Annotated in this window: 6 protein-coding genes and 1 pseudogene; all 7 read right to left on the bottom strand. The window is 36.9% G+C overall.

What is annotated here, in order from left to right:
* Positions 1 to 148: 148 nt before the first annotated feature.
* Positions 149 to 841: a methionine ABC transporter permease gene (locus tag HMPREF2963_RS04080; RefSeq protein ID WP_070668877.1), complete on the bottom strand. Its 693-nt coding sequence runs from the start codon at positions 839 to 841 to the stop codon at positions 149 to 151.
* Positions 842 to 1,903 carry a methionine ABC transporter ATP-binding protein gene (locus HMPREF2963_RS04075; RefSeq protein ID WP_070668874.1) on the bottom strand — a complete coding sequence of 354 codons (1,062 nt, stop codon included), beginning with the start codon at positions 1,901 to 1,903 and terminating at the stop codon, positions 842 to 844.
* Positions 1,896 to 3,269 (bottom strand): M20/M25/M40 family metallo-hydrolase, encoded by a 1,374-nt coding sequence (locus HMPREF2963_RS04070; protein ID WP_070668872.1) that lies wholly within the window; start codon positions 3,267 to 3,269, stop codon positions 1,896 to 1,898. The genes HMPREF2963_RS04075 and HMPREF2963_RS04070 overlap by 8 nt, the downstream gene beginning before the upstream one ends.
* 89 nt (positions 3,270 to 3,358) lie before the next feature.
* Complete coding sequence (locus HMPREF2963_RS04065) at positions 3,359 to 4,210, bottom strand: MetQ/NlpA family ABC transporter substrate-binding protein (RefSeq protein WP_003074500.1); 852 nt, start codon at positions 4,208 to 4,210, stop codon at positions 3,359 to 3,361.
* A gap of 155 nt (positions 4,211 to 4,365) precedes the next feature.
* The gene (locus tag HMPREF2963_RS04060) at positions 4,366 to 5,190 is read right to left on the bottom strand and encodes an amino acid ABC transporter substrate-binding protein (protein ID WP_049477087.1); all 825 of its coding nucleotides are present in this window, start codon (positions 5,188 to 5,190) and stop codon (positions 4,366 to 4,368) included.
* A gap of 309 nt (positions 5,191 to 5,499) precedes the next feature.
* Complete coding sequence (locus tag HMPREF2963_RS09715; protein WP_410002501.1) at positions 5,500 to 5,556, bottom strand: hypothetical protein; 57 nt, start codon at positions 5,554 to 5,556, stop codon at positions 5,500 to 5,502.
* 44 nt (positions 5,557 to 5,600) lie between these two features.
* A pseudogene (locus HMPREF2963_RS09660) lies at positions 5,601 to 5,919 on the bottom strand (SulP family inorganic anion transporter); the annotation flags it as partial.
* Positions 5,920 to 6,000: the final 81 nt, after the last annotated feature.

Below are 6,000 nucleotides of genomic sequence, written 5' to 3'. Positions count from 1 at the left end.
TAAAACACTCCTGTTTCTAGTTTCCTAGATTTCAGCAGAAGTGGTTTTCTTATGTCTCATTTTGAGGGTGTAGTGCCTATTATCATAGAATTTTTATATCATTTCTTCATATATTTATTGTTTATCTTTAACAATCATATTTAGTTGTCTATTTATGACTTAACTTTCTAGTCAAAAAATCACCAGCAAACTGGATAGTAAAGATAAGAATAATGATAATCACTGTTGCTAAAATAGTGACATCATTGTTATAACGATTGAAACCATAAGCAATAGCAACATTGCCAATCCCGCCGGCTCCGACAGCACCGGCCATGGCTGTTTCCCCAATCAGAGAAATGAGAGTCACAGTCGTCACACGAATCAAATCTGGCAGACCTTCGCGTAGATAGACACCTACTAGATCACTGAAAGTCGCTCCACTAGCTTGAGCAGCTTCAATCACACCAGCATCTAATTCGGCGAGAACAACCTGAATTTGACGAGCAAAGAAAGCAAATACAGCAAAAGAAAGTGGTACGATAGCTGCATTTGGTCCAATGCTAGTTCCTACAATCAAATGGGAAAACGGAGAAAGAACGGCTAACAAAATAATAAATGGAATTGCGCGAAAGATTGACGTGATTTTATCTAAAACCCAAAAAACTACTTTATTTTCCAAGACTCCTCCCGGAGCAGTCAAAACAAGAAAAAGCCCAGCAATTAACCCTAATAATCCACCAATAATAAAAGAAGTGACTGTCATATATAATGTCAAGTAAATAGCTGTTCCCCAGCCAGCTTGACCACTCCACCCCATTCGATAAACATTCGGCAAGTATGTTTGAATAAAGTTTTCCATCTATGCTTCTCCCTTCAATACCGTTAATTGAACCCCAGCTTCACAAATAGCTGTTTTAGCCGCTACTAGATTTTCCTTTTGACCAGATAAAACAACGACCAGTTCTCCGACAGGTGTTCCCCCTAAAATTTCAATATTTCCATAAAGTATGTTGGCAGTAACTTGATGATGTTTGTAAATCTCATTCAGCAAGGGTTCATCTGTAGAGGTTCCCGCATACTTCATTTGTACTAATAGGCTATTTGAGGCTAAATGTTTGACAATCTCTTGCTGTTCAATCTTGTCCATAGCTTCATCAATCCCTGTTGCAGTGGAGATAAAGTCTTTGGTTAAATCTTGCTGAGGATTAGAGAAAATATCCAAGACAGAACCTTCTTCAATCAATTGACCATCTTGCATAACAGCAACACAATTAGCGATATCTTTGATAATTTGCATCTCATGAGTAATCAAAACAATCGTTAATCCGAGCTTTTGATTCAAATCTTGTAACAATGTGAGGATTTGTTTAGTTGTTTTGGGATCTAGAGCAGAAGTTGATTCATCCGAAATCAAGATTTTGGGGTCATTTGCCAAGGCACGCGCGATTGCAACCCGTTGTTTTTGCCCTCCAGAAAGCTGAGAGGGATAATTTTCAGCGCGATCTGCTAAGCCAACGAGCTCCAACAACGTATGTACTTTCTCTTTCTTTTCTTCTTTTGATAAGCCAGAATGTTTCAACGCAAACGCAACATTTTCTTCCGCTGTTAATTGACTCATCAAATTAAAATGTTGGAAAATCATGCCAATATCTTGACGTTTGCGACGCAGTTGTTCTGCTGTCAGAGTTACTTTATTGTCAAAAAGAACATCCCCATCTACAATAATTTTTCCACTTGTGGGTACCTGCAAAAGGTTAATCACACGCACCAAGGTTGATTTCCCAGCTCCAGAATAGCCAACAATTCCATAAATATCTCCTTCTTGAATATGAAGTGTCACATCTTTAACTGCTTGAATCTGACGTTTCTTTTGTTGAAAAGTTACGTCAATATGCTCTAATTGAATCATTTCTTTACTCATAACTTACAATCAGCTCCTCTACTAATTCAATATGGGTGTAATAATCTGAAATGCGTACATTCTCATCACCACCATGGTCACGACTATTTGCATTACCAAGTCCAAAAGCTGCCATTGGCACTTCAAGTGCTTCAAAAACAGTGTGCATGGGACCAGTTCCTGCGGTTGTAGGCAAAACAGAAACACCTTCTGGATAAAATTTCTTAGCCAACTCAATAACATTGAGAATAGAGGGCGCACTCATATCACTACGATAACTGATTTCGCCCAAAGTATAGACTAATTCTACCTTATCGAAACCATTTTTGTCGAGTTGTTTGCGAATCAGTTCTAATACTCCATGTGGCTCCAGCCCTGGTACTAAGCGAACTTCTGCTTTTGCTGAAGCATCTGACGGAAGAATCGTCTTCACTCCCTGACCTTGGTAACCAGAAGTAATTCCTTCAATATTCAAAGATGGTTCAAAGAAAATGCGATTTAAAAAATCTTTTTTCTCCGCTTGTAATAAAGGTAATTTCAAACCGTAAATGGTTTCTACTTCTTCTGGACTGCGCTGAGCGTATCTCTCCACCAAAGCCAATTCTCGTTGATTAGGTGCGATTACTTGATCATAAAGCCCTTCTACCTGAATACGTCCATCCTTACCTCTCAAGCTAGCAAGGGCGTTCAACAAGTACCAAGAAGCTGAATCAATCACACCACCAAAGCTAGAATGAATATCCACTTCCGCACTTTGGACCTTCATATCAAAGGTCACAATTCCTTTGTTTCCGCCAGAAATTTCAAGTTGACCTAAAGAATTTTTAATGCCTTGCTCCCAAACCAACAGGTCTGCTCCATGTAGAAGAGATTTGTGTTTCTCTAGATATTTCTCCAAATCAACCGAAGCTGATTCCTCCGCACCTTCCATGATAAAAATGACAGTAACAGGCAAGTCATCATGCGTTTGTAGGTATTTTTGAACAGCCGTCAAACGTGCGATAATATGCCCTTTGTCATCATCGACTCCACGACCATACATACTACCATCCCGAATAGATAGAGTGAACGGATCATCTGTCCAAATTTGATCACTATCTGCCGGAACTGTATCATAATGGTTGTAAAAAATAATTGTCTTAGCTGTTGGATTCTGACTTTTAAATTTTGCTATCACAAATGGCGCTGTATAGCTTTCATCTAATTCCACCTCTGCACCGGCTTTGATAAAGATTTCTTTTAGATAAGCAGCAACTTCTTGTAGACCAACCTGTTGGGCAAAGATTGATTTTTTAGCAATCAACGCCCGTAAAACGGCAATATAGTCTTGTGCCACCATATCCTCGTCAAATCTTTTAATTTGTTCTTCTTCACTTGAAAATGTCATCTTTTTTCCTCATAGTTATGGCGACAAAACTCAGTCGGCGATTCCAACTGAGTTTTGTCAAACTGAAATACAGATAAATAGGGTGAATCTTACCAAACTGGTTGATCTAGACCATCTGATGTTTCGTCAACTACTTTTTTGACTTCATCTGTATGATAGGCTTTGATAATTTTCTTAATGGCATCTGCTTTTGGAGATTTTTCCCAATCTTTTTTAGCTGCAATGATATTAAACCATTGTTTTGAGTTTTTATCTTTTGGTTCAACAAACAGAGCTTTTTTAAAATCAATTTTTGCTTCGGTAACAAAAGTATTATTGACAACAGCTGCATCTACAGATGTCAATGAACGTGCTGTTTGACTGGCATCCAATTCTGTAATTTTCAATTTCTTTGGATTTTCTTTGATATTTGCCACAGTTGCCAATTCATTCCCAGATTTGTCTAATTTAATCAGACCTGCAGATTGCAATAGATTGAGTGCTCGACTTTCATTTGTTGCATCATTTGGAACTGCGATTTCTGCACCATTTGGAATTTGACTTACCTTCGTATATTTATTTTTTCCATTTTTTGTACCAGAATAGAGGCGAATTGGGGCAATATAAGTTTCAGCTGCTGCGACTAAGTTTTGCTTGTTTTCCTTATTCCAGTTGTTCAAAAAATAGTAGTGTTGGAAAGCATTGATATCCACTTCACCATCAGCAACTGCTTTATTCGGCTGAGAGTAATCCGTAAATTCTGTAAATTGCAACTTGATGTTATCTTTTTTCAACAACTCTTGAATCTTGTTCCAACGTTTTTCTTCCGAATCACTTTTTGTCATCACACCAATTTTAACTGTCTTGGCATCAGCATTTTTATTTCCCGAACCACAAGCTGCTAAACCAATTACTGCTGTCGCTGCTAGAGCTGTTATTCCAAACCATTTTTTCAATTTCATTTTCATTCTCCTTTAAAAATCTTATGAAAATAGTATCGCACATATTTACCTGATTGACAAATTGTTATTTCATAACAAGGGTTATAGTTTTAAGCTATAACTAAATTTATTAAAAAAACCAGCTGACATTTAGCATCTAGCTGGTTTTAAGTTTCTTATTTCACATCTGCTTCTGCTGGCAAGTAACTACCACCAAAGAATTTTTGAGATAATTTTTCCAGAGTCCCATCTTTGTACAAGTCTTGAATGCGCTTATTGACAAATGTTTTCAATTCATTTTGCCCCTTTGCTAAAAGTGGATAAACATAAGGTTGTTGATTGCTTGGTAAATCAATCACTTTTAGGTTATCCAGTTTTTGATTTTTAATAACTGTTTCAACACCGATTTTATCAAAAATCTTATAATCAAACTTTCCATCGTTTAAATGGTTCATAATTTGTTGAAAATCCGCTTTTGTATAGCTAATTTTCGTTGGATTGTTAGCATGTGCTTGATTGTATTTTTCTAATTGTGCAGCAGTCGTTGTTCCCTGTACTACTTCCGTTGTTTTGCCACCAATGTCATCCAGTGATTGAATACTTTTTTCACCTTTTTTCACAACTAAAACATTTGGATTTTTAGCAATGGGAGCTGCATACAAGTATTTCCCTGCACGCTCTTTTGTATAGCTGATATTATTCACTGCCATTTGGTAGCGATCGCTATCTAGACCAGCGAAAATACCAGACCACTCTGTCGTTTCAAATTTGACCTTGTATTTATTAGAACCTTTAAAAATGGCACGAATAACTTCAATCTCATAGCCGGTTAGTTTCCCATTTTCTTCATAGTTAAATGGCTTTGGTGAAGCATTCGTTGCAACTTTGACTTCTGTTTTCCCAGATGAAGTAGGTGACTTTGAAGTAGAGCAGGCTACTAAAATTCCTGCTGTTAAAAGTCCAAGAGCTGCTAAAGAAAAGTATTTCAATACTTTTTTCATATTCTTACAATACCCTCTTTCATTAAGATAAATCCTATCATATCAAATATTTTTCTTCTTGACTATTATTTGATTTTTATCAAAGTGATAGATTTTCTTTATCAAGTAGAGCTAAACGAAATCAGATTTTTACCAAACATTGATACATTTGACGAATAGTGGAAAACTCAATTACTTTTCTAAACTAGCTGCGCGCGTTAAAGCGATATCAATATTAGCACAAAAGTTGTCTGCACCAACTCTATCAATAAAGCTTGCTTTTCCATGACACGATATGTTCATTAACTGTGACAAGATTAAGGTCGACCCTTATTTTTGACAAATGTCAAGGAGCTCTTCAAGAGCATCCAATCCTGAAATATCCATTGCAGACACACTGCGCATACGAAGAATTAAGACATTTTTACCTTGTTCAGACTAAAGAAATCCTTGATTTGTCCAGCGATAATTCCAACGTCAATTCCAAGGGTAAAGCCAACAGTGATGGTCTTTGAAATAAATTTAATCAGATCATCAAAATGCAACAAACCCATGCCGATGATCATTAGACCAGCTAAACCGTATTGCGCAATAATTCCATAAATGATAACAACCAAAGCGGCTGTTGGCTTACCAATATGAAAATGATTACCACGATAATCCTTACTACAAAGTCTTTGACAAATTGTGCACCCGAATAATTCTTTACCATACTAAAAACTTAGGATTGATATGCTTAAAAGCATCCATTTTCCCCTCCTCTTTTTCTCTGTTCCCAGACGCTTGCGAGAACCTTATTACCATTGTAATATAACCCCATGTAAAATCTCT

This window comes from Streptococcus sp. HMSC067A03 (genome assembly GCF_001814295.1).
Classification (GTDB): domain Bacteria; phylum Bacillota; class Bacilli; order Lactobacillales; family Streptococcaceae; genus Streptococcus; species Streptococcus constellatus.
This window is presented reverse-complemented; position numbering and strand designations above follow the sequence as displayed.

Bases quoted from the DNA above. Each gene is read 5' to 3' on its own strand.
- HMPREF2963_RS04080 (WP_070668877.1), bottom strand. From the start codon at position 841: ATGGAAAACTTTATTCAAACATACTTGCCGAATGTTTATCGAATGGGG.
- HMPREF2963_RS04075 (WP_070668874.1), bottom strand. From the start codon at position 1,903: ATGAGTAAAGAAATGATTCAATTAGAGCATATTGACGTAACTTTTCAA.
- HMPREF2963_RS04070 (WP_070668872.1), bottom strand. From the start codon at position 3,269: ATGACATTTTCAAGTGAAGAAGAACAAATTAAAAGATTTGACGAGGAT.
- HMPREF2963_RS04065 (WP_003074500.1), bottom strand. From the start codon at position 4,210: ATGAAATTGAAAAAATGGTTTGGAATAACAGCTCTAGCAGCGACAGCA.
- HMPREF2963_RS04060 (WP_049477087.1), bottom strand. From the start codon at position 5,190: ATGAAAAAAGTATTGAAATACTTTTCTTTAGCAGCTCTTGGACTTTTA.